General features: G+C 73.0%; 20 protein-coding genes. 13 read left to right on the top strand and 7 right to left on the bottom strand.

From position 1 onward, the window contains the following. Nucleotides 1-79: 79 nt before the first annotated feature. Genes KIK05_RS04425 through pdhA form a run of 3 tightly spaced genes read right to left on the bottom strand, consistent with a single transcriptional unit; the run spans nt 80 to nt 3,502 of the window. Nucleotides 80-1,381, bottom strand: a complete 1,302-nt coding sequence (locus KIK05_RS04425; protein WP_214409222.1) for a dihydrolipoamide acetyltransferase family protein — start codon at nt 1,379-1,381, stop codon at nt 80-82. Continuing rightward, nucleotides 1,378-2,394, bottom strand: coding sequence for an alpha-ketoacid dehydrogenase subunit beta (locus KIK05_RS04420; protein WP_214409221.1), 1,017 nt, complete (start codon nt 2,392-2,394; stop codon nt 1,378-1,380). The genes KIK05_RS04425 and KIK05_RS04420 overlap by 4 nt, the downstream gene beginning before the upstream one ends. A gap of 1 nt (nt 2,395) precedes the next feature. Further along, nucleotides 2,396-3,502 carry a pyruvate dehydrogenase (acetyl-transferring) E1 component subunit alpha gene (gene pdhA / locus KIK05_RS04415; protein ID WP_214409220.1) on the bottom strand — a complete coding sequence of 369 codons (1,107 nt, stop codon included), beginning with the start codon at nt 3,500-3,502 and terminating at the stop codon, nt 2,396-2,398. 119 nt (nt 3,503-3,621) lie between these two features. On the opposite strand from pdhA, the gene KIK05_RS04410 reads away from it, so the two are divergent. The 3 genes from KIK05_RS04410 to KIK05_RS04400 all read left to right on the top strand — a co-directional run bounded on the left by KIK05_RS04410 (nt 3,622) and on the right by KIK05_RS04400 (nt 6,096). Continuing rightward, complete coding sequence (locus tag KIK05_RS04410; protein WP_214409219.1) at nt 3,622-4,131, top strand: Lrp/AsnC family transcriptional regulator; 510 nt, start codon at nt 3,622-3,624, stop codon at nt 4,129-4,131. 100 nt (nt 4,132-4,231) lie between these two features. After that, nucleotides 4,232-4,711 carry a GNAT family N-acetyltransferase gene (locus tag KIK05_RS04405; protein ID WP_214409218.1) on the top strand — a complete coding sequence of 160 codons (480 nt, stop codon included), beginning with the start codon at nt 4,232-4,234 and terminating at the stop codon, nt 4,709-4,711. Between the two features lie 77 nt (nt 4,712-4,788). Then, nucleotides 4,789-6,096 carry an MFS transporter gene (locus KIK05_RS04400; RefSeq protein WP_214409217.1) on the top strand — a complete coding sequence of 436 codons (1,308 nt, stop codon included), beginning with the start codon at nt 4,789-4,791 and terminating at the stop codon, nt 6,094-6,096. 45 nt (nt 6,097-6,141) lie between these two features. Here KIK05_RS04400 and paaZ read toward each other — a convergent pair whose 3' ends face one another. Beyond that, nucleotides 6,142-8,196 carry a phenylacetic acid degradation bifunctional protein PaaZ gene (gene paaZ / locus KIK05_RS04395; RefSeq protein ID WP_214409216.1) on the bottom strand — a complete coding sequence of 685 codons (2,055 nt, stop codon included), beginning with the start codon at nt 8,194-8,196 and terminating at the stop codon, nt 6,142-6,144. Nucleotides 8,197-8,335: 139 nt separating this feature from the next. Between paaZ and paaA the strand changes: the two genes are divergently transcribed. From paaA to KIK05_RS04360, 7 genes are read left to right on the top strand one after another with little or no spacing between them, the layout of a single operon-like run. After that, nucleotides 8,336-9,298, top strand: coding sequence for a 1,2-phenylacetyl-CoA epoxidase subunit PaaA (gene paaA, locus KIK05_RS04390; protein WP_214409215.1), 963 nt, complete (start codon nt 8,336-8,338; stop codon nt 9,296-9,298). After that, nucleotides 9,295-9,588, top strand: a complete 294-nt coding sequence (gene paaB, locus KIK05_RS04385) for a 1,2-phenylacetyl-CoA epoxidase subunit PaaB (protein WP_214409214.1) — start codon at nt 9,295-9,297, stop codon at nt 9,586-9,588. Before paaA ends, paaB begins: the two co-directional genes overlap by 4 nt. 16 nt (nt 9,589-9,604) lie before the next feature. Further along, nucleotides 9,605-10,516: a 1,2-phenylacetyl-CoA epoxidase subunit PaaC gene (gene paaC / locus KIK05_RS04380; protein WP_214409213.1), complete on the top strand. Its 912-nt coding sequence runs from the start codon at nt 9,605-9,607 to the stop codon at nt 10,514-10,516. A gap of 41 nt (nt 10,517-10,557) precedes the next feature. Further along, complete coding sequence (gene paaE, locus KIK05_RS04375; RefSeq protein WP_214409212.1) at nt 10,558-11,649, top strand: 1,2-phenylacetyl-CoA epoxidase subunit PaaE; 1,092 nt, start codon at nt 10,558-10,560, stop codon at nt 11,647-11,649. A gap of 54 nt (nt 11,650-11,703) precedes the next feature. Next, a complete protein-coding gene (locus KIK05_RS04370; RefSeq protein WP_214409211.1) occupies nt 11,704-12,882 on the top strand; it encodes a thiolase family protein in 1,179 nt (392 codons plus the stop codon). Next, nucleotides 12,879-13,631 carry an enoyl-CoA hydratase/isomerase family protein gene (locus KIK05_RS04365; protein WP_214409210.1) on the top strand — a complete coding sequence of 251 codons (753 nt, stop codon included), beginning with the start codon at nt 12,879-12,881 and terminating at the stop codon, nt 13,629-13,631. Before KIK05_RS04370 ends, KIK05_RS04365 begins: the two co-directional genes overlap by 4 nt. Next, a complete protein-coding gene (locus KIK05_RS04360; RefSeq protein WP_214409209.1) occupies nt 13,628-14,476 on the top strand; it encodes a 3-hydroxyacyl-CoA dehydrogenase family protein in 849 nt (282 codons plus the stop codon). The genes KIK05_RS04365 and KIK05_RS04360 overlap by 4 nt, the downstream gene beginning before the upstream one ends. A gap of 14 nt (nt 14,477-14,490) precedes the next feature. Here KIK05_RS04360 and KIK05_RS04355 read toward each other — a convergent pair whose 3' ends face one another. Continuing rightward, on the bottom strand, nt 14,491-15,120 hold the full coding sequence (locus KIK05_RS04355) for a TetR/AcrR family transcriptional regulator (protein ID WP_308249743.1): 630 nt from the start codon (nt 15,118-15,120) through the stop codon (nt 14,491-14,493). Between the two features lie 248 nt (nt 15,121-15,368). On the opposite strand from KIK05_RS04355, the gene KIK05_RS48705 reads away from it, so the two are divergent. Then, entirely contained in the window at nt 15,369-15,983 is a 615-nt protein-coding gene (locus KIK05_RS48705) for a trimeric intracellular cation channel family protein (RefSeq protein ID WP_214409208.1), read from the top strand. Here KIK05_RS48705 and KIK05_RS04345 read toward each other — a convergent pair. Further along, nucleotides 15,967-17,091 (bottom strand): glycosyltransferase family 4 protein, encoded by a 1,125-nt coding sequence (locus tag KIK05_RS04345; RefSeq protein WP_214409207.1) that lies wholly within the window; start codon nt 17,089-17,091, stop codon nt 15,967-15,969. The two genes, KIK05_RS48705 and KIK05_RS04345, sit on opposite strands and share 17 nt — an antisense overlap. Nucleotides 17,092-17,260: 169 nt before the next feature. Between KIK05_RS04345 and KIK05_RS04340 the strand changes: the two genes are divergently transcribed. Next, the gene (locus KIK05_RS04340; protein ID WP_214409206.1) at nt 17,261-17,467 is read left to right on the top strand and encodes a hypothetical protein; all 207 of its coding nucleotides are present in this window, start codon (nt 17,261-17,263) and stop codon (nt 17,465-17,467) included. Here the strand turns inward: KIK05_RS04340 and KIK05_RS04335 are convergent. After that, entirely contained in the window at nt 17,457-18,047 is a 591-nt protein-coding gene (locus KIK05_RS04335) for a TetR/AcrR family transcriptional regulator (protein ID WP_214409205.1), read from the bottom strand. The genes KIK05_RS04340 and KIK05_RS04335 overlap by 11 nt on opposite strands. 50 nt (nt 18,048-18,097) lie before the next feature. Here KIK05_RS04335 and KIK05_RS48700 point away from each other — a divergent pair, with 50 nt between their 5' ends. After that, nucleotides 18,098-19,054, top strand: a complete 957-nt coding sequence (locus KIK05_RS48700) for a GNAT family N-acetyltransferase (protein ID WP_308249742.1) — start codon at nt 18,098-18,100, stop codon at nt 19,052-19,054. Nucleotides 19,055-19,060: the final 6 nt, after the last annotated feature.

Genomic DNA, 19,060 nt, shown 5'->3' with positions numbered 1-19,060 from the left:
GACGGAGCCGCGGCCGGCATCTGCGTCCACGTCGTCGTGCCCGGAGATGCATGCCGCGGCTCGGCCGGCGCGTCGCGGGCTACGCGTGGGCGAGCAGGATCGCCGGGTTCTCCACGCAGTCCGCCACGTAGCGCAGGAAGCCGCCGGCGACGCCGCCGTCGCAGACCCGGTGGTCGAAGGTGAGGGACAGCTGGGTGATCTTGCGCGCCGTGAGGGTGCCGCCGGTCACCCAGGGCCGGTCGATGATGCGGCCGACGCCGAGGAGCGCCGCTTCGGGATGGTTGATGATCGGGGTTGATCCGTCCACTCCGAAGACCCCGTAGTTGTTCAGCGTGAACGTCCCTCCGGTGAGCGCTTCGGGAGGCAGCTTGCCCGAGCGCGCCAGGCCGGTGAGCCGGGTCAGTTCCGCGGCGAGCCGGGCGGTCGTCATCAGGTGCGCGTCCCGGACCACCGGCACGACGAGACCGCGGTCGGTCTGCGCGGCGAAGCCGAGGTTGATGTGCCCGTACCGGACGATCTCGCTCCGGCCGGTGTCGACGGTGGAGTTCAGCTCCGGGAACCGCCGCAGTCCCTCGACGCAGATGCGGGCGAGCATGGCCAGCAGCCCCACTCCGAGCTCGGGCTGGGTCTGCCGGAGCGCGTTCTTCGCCTCCAGCAGGCCGGTGGCGTCGACGTCCACCCAGGTGGTGGCGTCGGGGATCTCGCTGCGGCTGCGGCTCAGCTTGTCGGCCACCGCGCGGCGCAGCCCGCGCAGGGGGATCCGTTCCGCCGTGAGGGCTTTGGCCGTCCCGGCCGGGGAGGAGGGGGGCGCGGGCTTCTCGGCCGTCCCGCGGGCGATGGCCCGGTCGACGTCGCGGCGGAGGATCACCTCGTGCGGCCCGCTGGGGCTGACGCCGGCGAGATCGACTCCGTGCTCGCGGGCGATCCTGCGGACGAGCGGGGAGATCACGCGAGGGGCCTGCGGCGTGCCGGTCGCGGGGGCCGTCCCGGCGGCGGGCCGGGAGCGGCCGTGGCGGCGCCGGCGCGTGCCGGAGGCGTGGCCGGTGCCGTAGCCGATCAGGACGTTGCCGGAGCCGGCCTGTTCCTCCTCGCGGTAGCGGGCCGCCGCGGGGTGGACCTCCGCGGCGTCGGCCGGGCCGACCTCGATGAGGGGTTCGCCCACCGACAGGACGCCGCCCGCCTCCGCGTGCAGGCGCGTCACGATGCCCGCGTAGGGGATCGGCACCTCCACGACCGCCTTGGCGGTCTCGACCTCCACCACGATCTGGTCGACCTCGACCGTGTCGCCGGCGGCGACCTTCCATTCGATGATCTCGGCTTCGGTCAGGCCCTCCCCCAGGTCGGGCAGGCGGAAAACCTGGCGCGCGGGAGCGGTGGTCATGATGCCTCCCGGACCAGGTGCAGGACGTCGGGCTCGTCCTCGAACTGGAGCCGGTCGACCGCGTCGAGGACCCGGTCGGCGTCCGGCAGGTGTGAGTGCTCCAGTTTCGGGGGCGGGTAGGGGATGTCGAAGCCCGTGACGCGCAGCACGGGGGCGGCGAGCGAGTGGAAGCAGCGTTCCTGGACGCGTGCCACGATCTCGGCGCCCACTCCGGCGAATCCCTGGGCCTCCTGGATCACCACGCAGCGTCCCGTCTTGCGCACCGAGGACACGACGGTCTCGTCGTCGAACGGGACGAGCGTGCGCAGGTCCACCACCTCCAGGGAGACGCCGTCGCGGGCCGCGGTCTCGGCCGCCTCGAGCGCCACCGGGACGCCGGGCCCGTAGGCGACGAGCGTCGCGTCACGTCCCTCGCGCCGTACCGCCGCCCGCCCGAAGCCCGCGGCGCGCCGGTCGCCGGGGGTGGTCTCGCCCTTCGACCAGTACAGCCGCTTGGGCTCCATGAAGATCACCGGATCGGGGTCGGCGATGGCGTCGCGCAGCAGCCAGTACGCGTCGTCCGGGGTCGCGGGCGTGACGACCTTCAGGCCGGGGGTGTGGGCGTAGTAGGCCTCGCTGGAGTCGCAGTGGTGCTCGACGCCGCCGATGCCGCCCGCGTACGGGATCCGGATCACCATCGGCAGCGACAGCCGGCCGCGGGTGCGGTTGCGGGTCTTGGCGACGTGCGAGGCGATCTGCTCGAAGGCCGGGTAGGCGAAGGCGTCGAACTGCATCTCCACCACGGGCCGGAAGCCGCCCATCGCCATGCCCACGGCCAGGCCGACGATCCCCGACTCGGCGAGCGGGGTGTCGAAGCACCGCTCCTCGCCGAACTCCTTGGTCAGCCCGTCGGTGATGCGGAAGACCCCGCCGAGCGGTCCCACGTCCTCCCCGAAGACGAGAACCCGCTCGTCCTCGCGCAACGCGTCCCGCAGGGCGGTGTTCAGCGCCTGCGCCATCGTCATCGCGGTCATCTCAGTCCTCCGTGGCGGTCAGCTCGGACGCGAGCAGGGCCCGCTGCTCGCGCAACTGGGGGGTGGGGTCGGCGAAGACGTGGTCGAACAGCTCGAACGGGTCCGTCTCCGGATCGGTGTTCATCGCGTCGCGGAGGCGGGCGGCGAACTCCTCGGCGGCCTGGTTCGCCGCGGCGACCCCCTCCGCGTCGAGCGCCCCCCGGTCGCGCAGGTAGGTCTCCAGGCGGGCGAGGGGGTCGGCCGATTCCCACTGCTCGACCTCTTCGCTCGTGCGGTAGCGGGTGGCGTCGTCGGCGTTGGTGTGCGAGTCCATGCGGTAGGTGTGCGCCTCCACCAGGAACGGGCCGCCGCCCTCCCGCGCGTGCCGCACCGCCTCGGTCAGCACCGACAGCACCGCGACGAGGTCGTTGCCGTCCACCTGCTCGGACCGCATGCCGTAGCCGATCCCCTTGTAGGCGAGCGCGGGGGCCGCGGTCTGCCTGGCCAGCGGTACCGAGATCGCGTACTTGTTGTTCTGGACGAAGAACACGACGGGGGCGCGCAGCACCGCGGCGTAGTTGAGCGCCTCGTGGAAGTCGCCCTCGCTGGTGCCGCCGTCGCCGATGAAGGCCATCACGACGGCGTCCTCGCCCTTGCGGCGGAGCGCCTCGGCCAGGCCCACCGCGTGGATGGTCTGGGTGGCCAGCGGCGTGCACTGCGGGGCGACGCGCGTGGCCACCGGGTCGTAGCCGCAGTGCCAGTCGCCCCGCAGCAGGGTGAGCACCTCGACGGGGTCGATGCCGCGGGAGACCAGGGCCACCGAGTCGCGGTAGGTGGGGAACAGCCAGTCGTCCTCGCGCAGCGCGAGCACCCCGGCGATCTGGCAGGCCTCCTGGCCGCGGCTGGAGGGGTACACGGCGAGCCTGCCCTGCTTGGTCAGCGCGGTCGCCTGGCGGTCGAAGCGCCGGCCCAGGACCATCCGGCGGTACGCCTCCAGCAGCTGCTCGTCCCCTGGCGCCCGGTAACCGGCGGGCGGTTCGAGGGGCTTGCCGTCCTCGTCGACGAAGCGCACGGGGGCGGGCGAGGGAAGAAGGCCGTCGACCACCTGGGGATGTGTCCTCACGGACATGGCGTCGCTCGCTTTCTCTGGACGTTTGACGAGAGAAGCCTCCGGCGAGGGAGCCAACCGTTCAAGACATAGGGCACAATCAGCGACAAATGGTCTCTAGTGGACTCGTGGAGGGCCAAATGTTGACCGGAGGGGGCGTCGACGAGGGATGGCCGGGACATTCGGCCGGACGGCTCGACGAAGTGGATCGCGCGATCATCGCCGAGTTGCGGCGCGACGGCCGGATGTCGGTGCGGACCCTCGCCGAACGCGTCCACATCTCGCGCGGCAACGCCTACGCGCGGCTCACCCGGTTGATCGACGACGGGGTGATCACCGGTTTCACCGCCGAGCTCGCGCCGCACAAGGCGGGCCTGGGCACCAGCGCGTACGTCTCGGTCACCATCGAGCAGAACTCCTGGCGCACGGTGTCGGCGAGGCTCCAGGAGATCCCCTACGTCGAGCACTTCGCGATGGTCGGAGGCGACTACGACGTCCTGATCCTGGTCAGGACCCCGGACAACGCGGCGCTCAGGCACGTCGTGCTGGAACGCATCCAGGACGTCCCCGGCGTCCGCGCCACGCGTACGTGGCTGGTCTTCGACGAGGCCCGCGGCCGGGGCGCGGAGTGGGGGAAGGTCGGGAACTGAGGGACGGCCTGAAGGCCTGGCGGCCGCCGGTCGGCCAGGTGCACGACGTTCTCGATGTAAGGGTTGATGTGTACAAGACCCTTACACGAGTCTGATCGGCATGACAGCTCACACCGATGTACGGCCGGCGTCCCAGGAAGACATCACCGAACTCGTCCGTCTGCGGGCGTTGTTGTTCGAGGACCTCGGCGGAGACTTCTTCAACCCCTCGTCAGCGGGCGGCGACTGGCGGGAGACCCTTGCCGCGGTCCTGGAGGAAAAGCTGGCGGAGGACGACGCACGGATCCTGGTCGTGGACGGTGACGACGGCCTCGCCGCCTGCGGCATCGGCACCATCGAGCAGTGGTTTCCCGGCCCGCACTCCCGGAACGGCCGGATCGGACACGTGATCGGCGTGGTCACCGACCCGGCGTATCGACGACGTGGCCACAGCCGCGCCATCATGCGGGGCCTACTCGACTGGTTCCGGGAACGTGAGGCCGTCCGGGTGGATCTGTACGCCTCTCGCGAGGGCGAGCCGCTCTACCGGGAACTCGGCTTCTTCGACCACCCCGACCCCGCGCTGTGCTGGCGTCCGTGACGGATGCCCGGCGGTACGGGGCGATCGGCCGCGCGACCGTGAAGACCGATGGAACCTCGTCCAGAGCGGGGAGCCGGATGAGCGGCGGCGAGCCGGCGCACCACACGTGGCGATACCGGTGGGTCGTCCTCGGTGTCGCCACCTTCACCCAGGCCGCCTCCGGGTTCTTCGTGCAGGGCATCGGGGCGATGGGCATCCACCTGCGACATGATCTGAGCCTGAGTACGGCGCAACTGGGTCTCCTGCTCTCGGCGGCGCAACTGGTCCCCTTGGTCGGGTTGCTGGTGGCCGGGGAACTGCTGGACCGCTACGACGAGCGGTGGGTCGTCGGAATCGGGGCCGGTGTGGTCGCCGTGAGTCTCGGTGTGGGAAGCGTGGTGCGGGGATATTCCTCCCTGCTCCTTGTCCTGCTGATCGTCGGTGCGGGATACAGCACTGTCCAGCCCGGCGGCAGCAAGTCGGTGGCGTCCTGGTTCGACGCCTCCCGGCGGGGGGTGGCGATGGGGATCCGCCAGGCGGGTCTGCCGCTGGGCGGCGTACTGGCCGCGGCGGCGCTGCCCGTCCTCGCCGCCGCTCTCGGCCTGCGCGCGGCGCTCATGGCCGGCGCAGTCGTCGCGCTGCTGGGGGCCATCGCCTTCATGGGCCTCTACCGCCGGCCGCCCGCCCGAAGCCCTTCCCGGGACGGCACTCCTCCTGACGCGCGGTCGCATGCCTCGCTCGCGTCGCGGTCGGGTGCCCGGCTGCGGATGCTCCGTGAACCGTCCATGGTGAAGCTCATTTTGTCCGGGATGAGCCTGGTCTCGGTGCACAGCGGGGTAGGCGTCCTGACCGTGCTGTACCTCCACGAGGTGACGGCTGTCGAGGAAGGTTCGGCGGCCCTCGTTCTGGTGGCGGCTCAGGGGGCGGGCGTCGCCGGCCGCGTCTGCCTGGCGGCCTGGAGCGACCGCAGCAGGTCCGGACGCTACGTCTGTGTCCTGGCCTGTATGGCCGCTGTGACCGCGGGGATGTCGGCGCTGATCACTCCCGTGGGGCGTTCACCTGTGGCGGCCTGCCTGTTGTTCATCTGGCTCGGGTTCTTCGGGATCGGCTGGTACGGCCCGTGGGTCGCCCATGTGGCCGAATCGGCGCCACCGGGCAAGACGGGATTCGCCCTCGGCTCGGTGATGGCCCTCAACCAGATCGCCGTCGTCCTCGCGCCGCCCGCTCTCGGCCTGCTCAGGGACCTGACCGGCAGCTTCGCGCCGAGCTGGACCCTGCTCTCCGCGCTGACCGCCGTCGCCCTGACGGTCACGGCCCGCGGAGAGCACCGGCCCGGCGCGACCGCCTGGCGGCGGTTTCGCCGGATCAAGGCGGGAGATGGAGGCGGAGGCCGTGACCTGCGCTGACGGCGTCGGCCAACAGGCCGGCGCAGAACGCCTCGCCCGCGCCGGTCAGCAGGACGGCGCGGACGTCGCGGGCCAGGTCTTGGCCACGAGGGTGAGCACATCGTAGGTGGCGACCGCCTGGCCGTCCTGGTTGGTCACGACCGCCTCCCAGCGGACCTCGCCGTAGTCCGCGTTGACGCGGGGTGTGATCTGCTTGACGGTCAGCGTCACGGCGATGGCGTCGCCCGCCTTCACCGGGGTGAGGAAGCGCAGCCCGTCGACGCCGAAGTTCGCCAGCACCGGCCCGGGCGCCGGGTCGACGAAGAGACCGGCGGCGAGGGACACCACCAGGTACCCGTGCGCGACGATGCCGCCGAACAGGGGGTTGCGCGCGGCGGCGTCGGCGTCGGTGTGCGCGTAGAAGGTGTCGCCGGTGAACTCGGCGAAGTGGTCGATGTCGGCGAGCGAGACCGTCCGCGGCACGGAGGAGATGCCGTCCCCGATCCGCAGCTCCGCCAGCGACTTGCGGAAGGGATGGACATCCGACTCGGCGCGCGCGGCGCCGGTCGTCCACTGCCCGGTGACCGCGGTGAGCAGGTCCGGGGAGGCCTGGACGGCGGTGCGCTGCATGTGGCGCAGGACCCCGCGGACGCCGCCGAGCTCCTCGCCGCCGCCGGCCCGCCCGGGGCCGCCGTGCACCAGGACGGGCAGCGGCGAGCCGTGCCCGGTGGACTCCTTGGCGTCGTCCCGGTCCAGGACGAGGACCCGGCCGTGCCAGGGCGCCAGCCCGAGCACGACGGACCGCGCGACCTGCGGGTCGTGGGTGACGACGGAGGCGACGAGGCTGCCCTTGCCGCGCGCCGCCAGGCCGATCGCCGACTCCAGGTCGTCGTAGGTGAGCACGGTGCTCACCGGGCCGAACGGCTCCACGTCGTGCGGCTCGGCGGCGCCGGGCCGCGCGCGCAGCACGAGCGGGGTCATGAACGCGCCGCGCTCGGGGTCGCCGTCGAGCAGGGCCCCTCCCCCGGGGTCGCCGACGACGACCTCGGCGTTCGCCTTCAGCGCCTCGACGGCCTTGCGCACCTCGTCGCGCTGGCCGAGGCTCGCGAGCGCGCCCATCCGCACGTCCGGGTTGCGCGGGTCGCCGACGGTCACCTTCGCCAGGCGCGCGGCGAGCGCCTCGACCACGCGGCCGGCCATCGTCCCGGGCACGAGCACCCGGCGGATGGCGGTGCACTTCTGCCCCGCCTTCACCGTCATCTCGGTGACGACTCCCTTGACGAACAGGTCGAACTCCGGGTCCTCCGGCCGTACGTCGGGTCCGAGGATCGAGCAGTTGAGGGAGTCGGCCTCGACGCCGAGGACGACGCCGCCGTCCAGGACGCTCGGGTGGCGGCGCAGGATCCTGGCGGTGTGCGCCGAGCCGGTGAAGGCGACGGAGTCCTGGACCGTCAGCTCGTCGAGCAGTGTCCCCGCGCCGCCCGCGAGGAGCTGGAGCGTGCCCTCGGGCAGGATCCCCGACTCGATGATCAGCCGGACGGTGAGCTCGGTGAGGTAGGCGGTCTGGCTCGCGGGTTTGACGATCGAGGGCAGTCCGGCGAGGAACGCGGGGGCGAGTTTCTCGAGCATCCCCCAGACGGGGAAGTTGAAGGCGTTGATCTGGACCGCGACGCCGGGCCGGGACGCGTAGACGTGCCGGCCGACGAACGTGCCGCCCTTGCCCAGGCGTTCCAGGCCGCCGTCCAGGACGACCGTGTCGTTCGGAAGCTCGCGTACTCCCCTGCTCGCGTAGCTGAACAGGGTGCCGATGCCGCCGTCGACGTCGACCATCGTGTCCCGTGAGGTGGCGCCGGTCCGCACCGACAGCGCGTAGAGCTCCTCCTTGTGCGCGGTCAGGTGCTTGGCCAGCGCCTTGAGCATGGCGGCTCGTTCGTGGAAGGTCAGGGATCGCAGGGCGGGGCCGCCGGCCCGCCGGGCGTGCCGGACCATCGCGGCGACGTCCAGCCCCCGGCTGGAGACCCGTGCGACCTCCTCACCCGTGGCGGCGTCGAGCAGAGGCTCCCCGTCGTCCGCCGCGCGGAACCATCGTCCGGCGGCGTAGCTCTCCAGCATCGTGCTCACACTGTCTCCTCTTGGCGGGGCATCAGGGGGACCTCGCGGATGGGACGCGAACCTTCACCTGTTGCGCGTACGGCCCGACCTGTGCGACCTTATTACTGACCGAGCGATAAGTAAATAAGCTCGACGTCTCGGAGGGAAGATGACGACGACCCCCACGGAGCCGGACGCGGATGGACGGCTGCGGGCCTCGTTCGACGCGACCATCGCGCGCGACGACCGCATCGAGCCCCGTGACTGGATGCCGGAGGCCTACCGCGCGACGCTCGTACGCCAGATCGCCCAGCACGCGCACTCCGAGATCATCGGCATGCAGCCCGAGGGCGACTGGATCGGCCGCGCCCCGTCCCTGCGCCGCAAGGCGATCCTCCTGGCCAAGGTGCAGGACGAGGCCGGGCACGGCCTCTACCTGTACTCGGCGTGCGAGACCCTCGGCGTCTCCCGTGCCGAGCTGACCGACCTGCTGCTCACAGGCAGGCAGAAGTACTCCTCGATCTTCAACTACCCGACCCTGTCCTACGCCGACGTCGGCACGATCGGCTGGCTCGTCGACGGCGCCGCGATCTGCAACCAGGTCCCGCTCTGCCGCACCTCCTACGGGCCGTACGGCCGGGCCATGATCCGCATCTGCAAGGAGGAGTCCTTCCACCAGCGGCAGGGCTACGAGCTGCTCATGACGATGATGCGCGGCACCGACGCCCAGCGCGCCATGGTGCAGGAGTCGGTCGACCGGTTCTGGTGGCCGGCCCTGATGATGTTCGGCCCGCCGGACGCCCACTCCCCCAACAGCGAACGATCGATGGGCTGGCGCATCAAGCGCAACTCCAACGACGAACTGCGCCAGAAGTTCGTCGACATGACGGTCCCCCAGGCCGAGGCGCTCGGGGTGACGCTGCCCGACCCCGGCCTGCGCTGGAACGAGGAACGGGGTCACCACGACTTCGGCGAGCCGGACTGGGAGGAGTTGGCCGCGGTCATCCGCGGCGACGGGCCCTGCAACGCGCGGCGGCTGGCCCATCGCCGCGCCGCGCACGAGGAGGGAGCCTGGGCGCGCGAGGCGGCGTCGGCGTTCGCGGAACGGTCGGCCCGGGCGGGCGCCCGATGAGCGCCGACCGGCGGGAGTGGCCGCTCTACGAGGTGTTCGTCCGCGGCAAGCGGGGGCTCAACCACGTGCACGTCGGATCGCTGCACGCTCCGGACGACGTGATGGCCGTGCGGCACGCGCGGGACGTCTACACCCGGCGCAACGAGGGCGTGAGCATCTGGGTCGTGCGGGCCGCCGCCGTCACGGCGTCCAGCCCGGACGAGAAGGACCCGCTGTTCGCGCCGAACGGCGACAAGGTCTACCGGCACCCGACCTTCTACGAGATCCCCCGCGACGTGCCCCACATGTGATCGGAGACCGACCACCATGAGCGACGAGCACGGCAGCGTCTTCGACGGCCTGATCGGGGGCGACTCCTCCCAGTGGGCCTTCGGCAGCGACTTCGAGGACCCCCTGGCCGGCGTCGACACGACCACCCCGGCCGGCGTGGCCTCCACCGACCTGGCCGGATACTGCCTCATGCTGGGCGACGACGCCCTGATCATGTCGCAGCGCCTGTCGGAGTGGTGCAGCCGTGCGCCGGACCTCGAGGAGGACATCGCGCTGGCGAACATGGCCCTCGATCTCCTCGGGCAGGCGCGCCTGCTCCTGGCGCGGGCCGCGGCCGCCGACCCCGGCGTCGTCCCCGCCCTCCCCGAAGGCTCGCCGGTGCCCCCGGAGGACGCGCTGGCCTTCTTCCGGGACGCCGGGCGGTTCCGCAACGTGCGCCTCGCCGAGGTGGCGAACGGCGACTTCGCGCACGTCGTCGTCCGCCTGCTCCTGTTCTCGGTGGCCCGGCACGCGCTGCTGGAGCGGCTGCGCGCGAGCACGGACCAGGTGCTGGCCGCGGTGGCCGCCAAGGGCGTCAAGGAGGTCGCCTACCACCGGGACTGGGCGGGGCGGTGGTTCCTCGTCCTGGCGCAGGGCACCGAGGAGTCGCGCCGCAGGCTGCTCACGGCCCTCGACGCCCTGTGGCCGCTCCGGGCCGAACTGCTCGTCACGCATCCCGTCGAGCTCTCACTCGCCCGGGCCGGCGCCGCCGTGGACCCCGCCTCCATCCGCGACGAGGTGGACGTCGTCCTCGACCAGGTCCTCGCCGTGAGCGGCGTCGACCGCCCGGACCTCGCGCCGCCGGCCGTCGCCGGCGGAGGTCGTGACGGCGCGCACACCGAGGCCCTCGACCGGCTGCTCGCCGAGATGCAGGTGGTCGCGCGCGCACACCCGAGCGGACGCTGGTGAGCGCTGCCTCGAGCCTTTCGAGCACGTCAAGGAGATCTGACATGAGCATGCCCGCGCCGGGCCTCGCGCCGGCCCGGACCGCCGCCTTCCACCCGCTGACCGTGGCGGCCGTGGACCATCTGTGCGAGGACGCGGTGGCGATCACGTTCGACGTCCCCGGCGAGCTGCGCGACGCGTACGCCTTCCGGGCCGGGCAGTCGCTCACCCTGCGCCGCGTCGTCGGCGGGCGGGAGCATCGCCGGTCCTACTCGATCTGCGCGCCGGCCGGCGCCGCGCCGCGGATCGGCGTCCGCGAGATCCCCGGCGGCCTGTTCTCCTCCTGGCTCCTGCGCGAGGTGGCGCCGGGGACGCGGATCGAGGTGCGGACGCCGACCGGCACCTGGCGGGCCGACCCGGCCCGGGGGGAGCGGCACCTGTGCGTGGCCGCGGGGTCGGGCATCACCCCGATGCTGTCGGTGGCCTCGACGGTGCTCACCCACCCCGGAGCCCAGGTGTCGCTCCTGTACGGCAACCGGACGAGCCGCACCGTCATGTTCGCCGAGGAGCTCGGCGACCTGAAGAACCGGTACGGCCCGCGCCTGCAGCTGGTCCACGTGCTCTCGCGCGAGCCGCGCGATGTCGAGCTGTTCTCGGGACGGCTCGACGGCGACCGGTTGCGCCGCCTGCTCACCGGCCCGGTACCGGCCGAGGTGTTCGACCACGTCTGGCTCTGCGGCCCGCTGCGGATGGTCCAGCACGCGCGCGCGGTGCTCACCGAGCTCGGCGTCCCCGCGGACCGCGTGCACGTCGAGCTGTTCCACGTCGACGAGCCACCGCCGCGGCCCCGGCGGCCCGGCGACAGGATCGCGCCCGGCGCGACGACCGAGCTGACGACCGTGCTCGACGGCGTCCGGACGACGTCGGCCGTCTCCCGGGAGAGGACGCTCCTCGACGGCGCCCAGGCGACGCGCTCCGATCTGCCGTTCGCCTGCAAGGGCGGCGTCTGCGGGACGTGCCGCGCCGTCGTCCGCGACGGCGAGACCGACATGCGCCGCAACTACGCCCTCGAACCGTCCGAAGTGGACGCCGGGTTCGTCCTGACATGCCAGACGTTCCCGGTCAGCGAGAAGGTGACCGTCGACTTCGACGCCTGAATCCCCGCTCCACCGCCTCCGTCCACGCACATCCACCGACCACAGGAGCCTCCCGTGCCAGAAACCTTCGTCGTCTCCGGCGTCCGGACGCCGATAGGCCGTTACGGCGGCGCGCTCGCCCATGTCCGCCCCGATGACCTCGCCGCCCTCGTCGTGCGGGAGGCCGTCGCCCGAGCCGGGATCGCCCCCGAACAGGTCGACGAGGTGGTGCTCGGCGCGGCCAACCAGGCCGGCGAGGACAACCGCAACGTCGCCCGGATGGCCGTCCTCCTGGCGGGGCTGCCCGACTCGGTACCGGGCTTCACCGTCAACCGGCTGTGCGCCTCCGGCCTCACCGCGGTCGCGACCGCGCGCGCCCTCATCGCCGCGGGAGACGCCGAAGTCGTCGTCGCGGGCGGAGTGGAGTCGATGACGCGGGCGCCGTGGGTCACCGAGAAGCCGGCCAAGGCGTTCGCCAAGCCGGGGCCGTCCTTCGACACCTCGATCGGCTGGCGGTTCACCAACCCCCGCTTCGACACCGCGACCACCGCCACCATGCCGCAGACCGCCGAGACCGTCGCCGAGCGCTGGGGCCTGACCCGCGAGGAGCTCGACGCGTTCGCGCTGCGCTCCCACCAGCGGGCCGTCGCGGCGGCCAAGGAGGGCCGGTTCGCCGGCGAGATCGTCCCGGTGCCGGTCGGCGAGGGCGTCGTCGACGCCGACGAGGGGCCGCGGCCGGACACGAGCATGGAACGGCTGGCGCGGCTGCGCCCGGTCAACGGTCCCAACGGGCTCGTCACCGCCGGTAACTCCAGCTCGCTCAACGACGGCGCCGCGGCCGTCGTCGTGGTGAGCGACCGCTTCCTCGAGCGGTCCGGCCTGACGCCGCGGGCGCGGCTCGTGGCGGCGGCGAACGCGGGGGTGCCGCCGGAGATCATGGGGATCGGCCCGGTCCCGGCCACCCGCAAGGTGCTCGAACGCACCGGGTGGGCCGTCGACGACCTCGACGCGGTCGAGCTCAACGAGGCGTTCGCCTCCCAGTCCCTGGCCTGCGTGCGCGATCTCGGGCTCGACCTCGAACGGGTCAACGCCGACGGCGGCGCGATCGCCCTCGGGCACCCGCTGGGCGCGTCCGGCGCCAGGATCCTCGTCACCCTGCTCGGCCGGCTCGAACGCACCGGAGGCCGGCGCGGGCTGGCGACCATGTGCGTCGGGGTCGGCCAGGGCAGCGCCCTGCTGGTGGAGCGTCCGTGAGCGCCGGTCCGAGCCTGGTCGTCGAGGAGGGCGCCGACCGGGTCGTGTGGCGGCTCAACCGTCCCGAGGTCCGCAACGCCATCGACCGCGAGCTGGTCTCCGCCCTCCACGAGGCCTGCGCCGCCGTCGAGGAGGAGCCGCGGGTCGTCCTTCTCATCGGCGAGGGGACGACCTTCGCGGCCGGGGCGGACATCGCCCAGCTCCGCGAGCGCGACCGGCACGACGCGCTGCGCGGCATCAACTCGAAGATCTTCGACCGGATCCACCGCCTCCCGATGCCGACCGTGGCCCTCCTCGACGGGCACGCCCTGGGCGGCGGGGCCGAACTCGCCTACGCCTGCGACTTCCGGATCGGCACGCCGCGCACCCGGATCGGGAACCCGGAGACCGGCCTCGGCATCCTCGCGGCGGCCGGCGCGGCCTGGCGCCTGGCGGCGCTCGTCGGGGAGCCCCTGGCCAAGGAGATCCTGCTCGCGGGCCGGGTGCTCACGGCGGACGAGGCACAGGCCGTGCGCCTGCTCAACGAGGTCGTGGAGTCGGAGGACCTGCTCGCCGCCGGGCACCGGCTCGCCGACCGCGTCGCCGAGCGGGCGCCGCTGGCGACGCGGCTCATGAAGGCGGTCTTCCACGCCCCTCGGGACGCGCACCCGTTCGTCGACGACGTGGCGCAGGCGGTCCTGTTCGAGACCGAGGAGAAGCACGCCCGCATGACGGCGTTCCTGGATCGGCGGAAAGGACGGACCCGATGAACGGTGACCTGCCCAGCACGGTGGGGATCTTCGGCGGAGGGCGGATGGGGGCCGGGATCGCGCACGCGTTCCTCGCCGCGGGCGGCCACGTGGTCGTCGTGGAGAGCGCCGCCGAGACGGCCGCCGCGGCCAGGGCGCGGGTGGCCGGCAGCCTGGCCAAGGCGCACGCGAAGGGCACGCTCGGCGAGCCGGTCGAGGACGCCCTGTCGCGGCTGTGGACGACGGCCGACCCCGGTGAGCTGGCCCGGTGCGACCTCGTCGTCGAGGCCGTCCCCGAGGACGCGGCGCTCAAGGCCGAGGTGCTCGCCGTCGCCGAGAAGCGGGCCCCGGGCGCGGTACTCGCCTCGAACACGAGCAGCCTGTCGCTGGACGGGCTCGCGGCCGGCCTGGCCTCGCCCGGCCGGTTCCTGGGGCTGCACTTCTTCAACCCCGTCCCGGTGAGCGACCTCGTCGAGATCGTCGCAGGCTCCCGTACCGAGCCCGCACTCGTGACGAGGGCCCAAGGGTGGGTGACGGCGCTCGGCAGGACGCCCATCACCGTGACCGACTCGCCGGGTTTCGCGAGCAGCCGGCTCGGGGTCTGCCTGGCGCTCGAGGCGATGCGGATGCTCGAAGAGGGGGTCGCGCGCGCGGCGGACATCGACACGGCGATGACCCTCGGCTACCGCCACCCGGTCGGGCCGCTGCGGACCACCGACATCGTGGGCCTCGACGTGCGCCTCGCGATCGCCGAGCACCTGGCACGCGAGCTCGGCCCCCGGTTCGAGCCGCCGCGCGTCCTGCGCGATCTCGTCGCCGCCGGGCACCTGGGGCGCAAGACGGGACAGGGCTTCTACACCTGGTGAAGCGGGCGGCGGTCTCAGGTCTCGTGCCGGGCCAGGCCCTCGAAGGCGATGGCGGTGATCGCGTCGGCGACCGTCGCCGGGTCGAACGCGCCGTCCGGGCGGTACCACTCGACCAGGGAGTTCACCATGCCGAACAGCAGCCGGCTCACCAGCGCCGGCGGCACGTCGTCGCGCAGGGCCCCCTCGGTGACGGCGTCGGCGACGAGCGCGGCGAGACGGTCGTCGAGCCAGCGGCGTCGTTCGAGGGCGGCCAGCTCGACCTCGCTGTTGCCCCGCACGCGCAGGAGCAGCGTGACGGTGGGCTGGTGGGCCACGAGGACCTCGACACTGCGCCGCATCACCTCGCGCAGGCGCCCGTAGGCGGTCGCGCCGTCCCGCTCCCGGGACGCCTCGGTCACCACGGCGGTGAGCTCGTCGAGGGCGTCGTCCAGGGCCTGGCCGAGCAACTGCTCCTTGCTGGTGACGTGGTGGTAGATGGCCGGCTTCGTCAGCCCGAGCTCCTTGGCCAGGTCGCCCATGCTCGTGGCGTCATAGCCCCTGCGGTTGAACAGCTCGACCGCGGCGCGCAGAATCGCCGGCTGGTCATAGCCGGGGCGGCCACGCCGACGGCGCGAGGGCGGTCCGGCAGGCTCGGTCGTCGTCACGCATGCAGCATCTCACGCGAGGCCGGGCGGTTCTGACGACGCTCGGAGGCCGCGCGGGCGGGTGGACGGCCACGGCCCGGAGGTGGGCCGGCACGGCGAGGACCCCGCGGGGGCGAGGTCGGGCGGCTCGGAACCCGGCGGGGTTTTGGGGTGGATGTGCTAATTTGTCCTCGCCTTCTGCCGCCACGGCCACAATCATGCCGATCTTGACGCGGCGGCCATCGCGGTCCATAGGAGACTGAAGACCTGTGACCCCCGTGCTCGACCTCGCCGGAATCTTCGTTTTCGCCCTGTCCGGCGCCTTGGAGGGCGTACGCAAACGGCTCGACGTGGTCGGCATGGCGGTGCTGGCGTTCTTCACCGCCGTCGGCGGCGGCATCATGCGCGACCTGTTCATCGGCGTGCAGCCCGCCGCGTTCCGGGACACGGGATACCTCCTCGTGCCCGTCGCGGCCACCGTCATCGCCTTCTTCTGGCATCCGCAGGTCGAGCGGGCGATGCCCGGGGTGCTGGTCTTCGACGCGGCGGGCCTCGGCCTGTTCTGCGCGGTCGGCACCTCCAAGGCGCTGTTCTACGGCCTCACGCCGATGCACGCGGTGTTCCTCGGGGTCTGCACGGCGGTCGGCGGCGGCGTCATCAGAGACGTACTGTCCGGCGAGACGCCGACCCTTCTCTACGATCGCGAGCTCTACGCCGTACCGGCGATCCTCGGCTCGACGGCGATGGCCATGCTGAACGCGCTGGACGTGCGGGGGTTCGCCGCCACCCTGTCCTCGGCCGTGCTCGCCTTCACCTTCCGCATCCTGGCCATGCGGTACGGCTGGCGCGCGCCTCTGGCCAGGGGCATCAGCGGGCCCGAGTGACCGGTGCGGCGCGGCGGCGCGACCGGGCGGTGACGGCCTGGTAGCACTCCTCGACGCGGGACGTCATCTGGCGCCAGTCGAGGCCGTCCACGGCCCGCCGCCCGCGCCGGGCGGTCTCGGCGTGGCCCGGCTCCATCGCGAGGACGGCGAGCAGGTGCGCCACCAGCTCCTGCCGGGAGCCCGAGCGGAAGACGCGGTAGGCGCCGCCGTCCGCCACGGCCGGGCCGAGGGAGGCGTCGGAGGAGACGATCACGGGGGTGCCGAGGGCGAGCGCCTCCAGGGCCGCGGTGGGCACGCCCTCACCGATCGTGGGAAGCCTGCGCGAGGCCAGGACGAAGGCGTGCGCCCGGGCGACCAGAGCGTGGACGCGGCCGGCCGTCAGCCGCCCGGCGAACTCGACCGCGCCGCCGGTTCCCGCCAGCCGTTCCAGCCGTTCGCGTTCGGCGCCCTCCCCCGCGATGACGAGGCGGGCCCACGGGCAGGTGGCACGCACCTGGTGGAGGGCCTCGATCAGCAGCCCGTGGTTCTTCACCTTCTCCAGCGAGCCGACGCCGACCACCAGGCCCCGTTCCACCGGCGCGCGTCCCCGGAACCGGTCGAGACGGGAGAGGTCCAGGCCGCTGGACATCACGCTGATCGCCTCCGCCGGCACACCGGCGGCGAGCAGGTCGTCGCGCGGCCGGTCGCCCAGCGCGATGAACCCGTCCACGAGGCGGAACGCCCACGAGAGCAGCCACCGGCGGCGCGTGGTGAGGGCGCCGTGCACGGTGACCACGAGGGGGACGCCGAGGCGGCGGGCGGCGGGGCCGAGGCTGAGCGCCTCGCGGTGGTCGCCGTGCAGGTGGACGAGGTCGAGGCCGCGCACGCCGGGAAGGGCCCGCGCGACGTCCACGGCCAGCGCGGCCGTGCCGGACCTGAGGGCGGCCAGGCGGCCGGCGAGCGTGGGCGGCGGCGCCAGGACACGCGCCGCGTCCGGCGCCCGGCCGTACCGGTGGGCCAGGACGATGTCGTGGCCGCGACCGAGCTGCTCGCGGGTGAGGCGGTCGACGTGGCGCTCCATGCCGCCGGGCTCCGGCGGCAACCGGTACACCACGCGAAGGATCCTCACGCGGCCCTCCCGGGTGGCCCCCTGCCGTCGAACCCGGTCGGGCGGAAGCCGACCGTGGCCTGCCAGTGAACCTTCTCATGATCGTCTGAGCACATCAACGACCGTGGCGGAGGATTTCCTCAGAGGCGGGGAGAGCCGTCCGCGTGGCCGGCGCCCCCGATGGACGCCGGTGGTCCAGGCGATCCCCGAGCACCTCGCCACCACGCCCGTGCGACTCGGCCTGTTCGGCCGCGACGGCCGACCGCTTCCCGAGCAGGACCTGTCCTGGATCGACCTGATCGGTCTACGCGCGACCCGGCATCTGCCCGGGCACGCGGCGAGGCTCGCGGCGGCCGCCTCCGCCACGGCGTCGCGGACGGTGGACGTCACCGGGTGAGCGCGGCGAGGAAGCCGTCGACGAGCTCGGTCTGCCGTTCCGGCGGGAATCTCTCCGGATCGAAGAGCGCCTGCACCACCAGGCCGTGCGTGAACGACAGCACGCTCGCCGCCAGCCGGTGCGGGTCGGCGCCGGCGGGGAGCTCGCCCAGGCGCCGGGCGTCGTCGATCGCCTCGCGCAGCTGGGCGCGGATGCGCTCGTAGCGGGCCTGCTGTGCGGTGTACAGCGCGGGGTCGGAGAGGGCGACATCCCAGGAGGAGACCCAGATGCGGTTCATCGCGGCCCCCTCGGGGGTGAGCGGGAGGATGTTGAGCATGTGGACGCGCAGGGCCGGCAGCCCGGCGGCGGCCGCTGTGAGGCGCGGGCGCCGCCGCGTCCGCTCCTCCAGGATGTCGAGGGCGTGGATGACCAGCTCCCGCTTGCCCGCGAAATAGTGCGTCACCAGCCCGGTCGAGGCCCCCATGGCCGTCGCGACCGCGCGCAGGGTGAGGCCGGCGAATCCGTTCTCGGCGAGGACCCGCCAGACCGCCTCCGAGACGTCGTGGCGCCGGGCGTCGTGGTCGGTGCGGGCGGGGCTCATGGTCCGTTAGTGTACGTACCGAACGTTTGTTATGTACACGTGGAGCTCCCATGTTCTCGCTGCCCCTCACCGCGCACGCCGAGCTTCGGCCGCTCGAGCCCTACATGTCCGGCGAATTCCTCGCCCACATGGACCGGGCGCGCGAACACATCTCGCCCTGGGTGTCGCCGTCCTTCGTCGCCGGCGACCTCGAAGAGGCGGCCGCGGTGCTGCGACGCCACGCCGGCAAGCGGGCCCGTGACGAGGGCGGCATCTGGGGGATCTGGCTGGAGGGCACCCTCGTCGGCGGGGTGCTGCTGGTGTCGTTCGACCTCGCCCAGGGCGTGTGCGAGGCGGGATGCTGGCTCGAACCCGGAGCGGAGGGACGAGGCCTGGTCACCCGCGCCGCCGAGCGGATCATCGACTGGGCGGTGACGGAGCGCGGCATCCAGCGCGTCGAGTGGCGCACCGACGCCCGCAACGCGCGCAGCATCGGCGTCGCCAGGCGCCTCGGCATGGTCCGCGACGGCACGCTGCGGCAGGTCTTCCCCCGGGACGACCGCCGGGCCGACATCGAGATCTGGTCGGTGCTGGCCGGCGAGTGGCGGGCGCGCGGCGAACGGGCCGCCGCGGACAAGGCCGAGATCGACGAACTGACCGCGGCCTTCTTCCGCCTGTTCACCAACACGGGAGGCCTGCGCCCGGACTGCGGCCGCGTCCACCGGTTGTTCGTCCCCGGCGGGATCATCGTCAAGGGCGGCCCGAACCAGGAGGTCCACGACCTGGACTCGTTCGCCGAGCCGCGGCAGCGACTCCTCACCTCGGGCGAGCTCGTCGAGTTCACCGAGGAGGAGACCTGGGAGCGCACCGAGATCTTCGGCGACGTCGCCCGGCGCCTGTGCCGCTACCGGAAGAGCGGGATCCTCGCCGGTGAGCCGTTCACCGGGACCGGGACGAAGAGCATCCACTTCCTGCGGACGGCCGACGGCTGGCGGATGACGGCTCTGACCTGGGACGACGACCGGTAGCGGTAG

The organism is Sphaerisporangium fuscum (assembly GCF_018531465.1).
Taxonomy (GTDB): domain Bacteria; phylum Actinomycetota; class Actinomycetes; order Streptosporangiales; family Streptosporangiaceae; genus Sphaerisporangium; species Sphaerisporangium fuscum.
The sequence above is the reverse complement of the archived record's forward strand: the minus strand, read 5'-3'. Positions and strand labels throughout refer to the sequence as shown.